The sequence below is a fragment of the Aphanothece microscopica RSMan92 genome (assembly GCF_046613545.2).
Lineage (GTDB): Bacteria > Cyanobacteriota > Cyanobacteriia > PCC-6307 > Cyanobiaceae > NIES-981.
This window is the reverse complement of record NZ_JBKKKY020000254.1, coordinates 1-822: the sequence shown is the minus strand read 5'-3', so window position 1 is coordinate 822 and position 822 is coordinate 1. Positions and strand designations below refer to the sequence as shown.

Below are 822 nucleotides of genomic sequence, written 5' to 3'. Positions count from 1 at the left end.
GCGGCGATGTCGGCTTCGGTCGGGCCCGGTGCGGCGGTGGCGGGGGGCGGGGTGTAGTCGACGCCCGCCATATAAGCCACGTCGCCGATCCGGTCGCGGACATAGGGCACCCAGGGGTCCGTCTGTTCCGACCCTTCCAGCAGCGCGCGCCAGACCGGGAAGGCCTGATCCGCCCGGCCCACCTGCAACAGCATCAGCCCCCAGTAATAGCGCGCCAGCCCGTTGCGGGGGTCACGCTCCAGCGCGGCGCGCAGCGCGGCCTCGGCCTCGGGGGACACATAGCCCCCTGCGGCGATCACCATCAGCTCGGCCAGCACCGCATAGTCCTGCGCGGGCGCGGCGGGGCCCTGAATCTCGATCACGCGCTGCTGGGCGGCCCAGGCGGCGGCGTGGTTGCCCAGGTTCGCCTCGTTGCGGGCCAGAAGCTGGTGTCCCTGCAGGTCGCCGGGGCGGGTCTGCAGCGTGGCGCGCAGCTGGTCCATCAGCGCCAGGAAATCCGGCGCGACCGCGGCCGGGGGCAGGGCGGGCACGCCGGCCTCCACCGTGGCCTGGCTGGGGCGGGTCGCGCGCAGCTCGTCCGATGCGGCGATGCGCGCAGCCAGCGGCAGGTCCGGATAGCCGGGCGATCCGAGGTCGCGGTAGATCAGAAAGGCCCCGCCGCCCACGGCCAGCACCACCAGCACCGCCAGAACCCGCGTCCCCGGCCCCGCGGCGGCATTGCTGTCCTGCGCCGTGGCCAGGGCGCGGTCGGCATCCAGGATGCGGCGCGACACCTCGGCGCGCAGGCGCTGCGCCTCATCCGCGCCGATCACGCCGCGCGCA

1 protein-coding gene is annotated in these 822 nt (G+C 74.9%); it reads right to left on the bottom strand.

The window, feature by feature from the left end:
* Positions 1-822 (bottom strand): c-type cytochrome biogenesis protein CcmI (gene ccmI, locus ACLD7X_RS17320; RefSeq protein ID WP_411424933.1); only part of this gene is annotated, 822 nt, incomplete at both ends.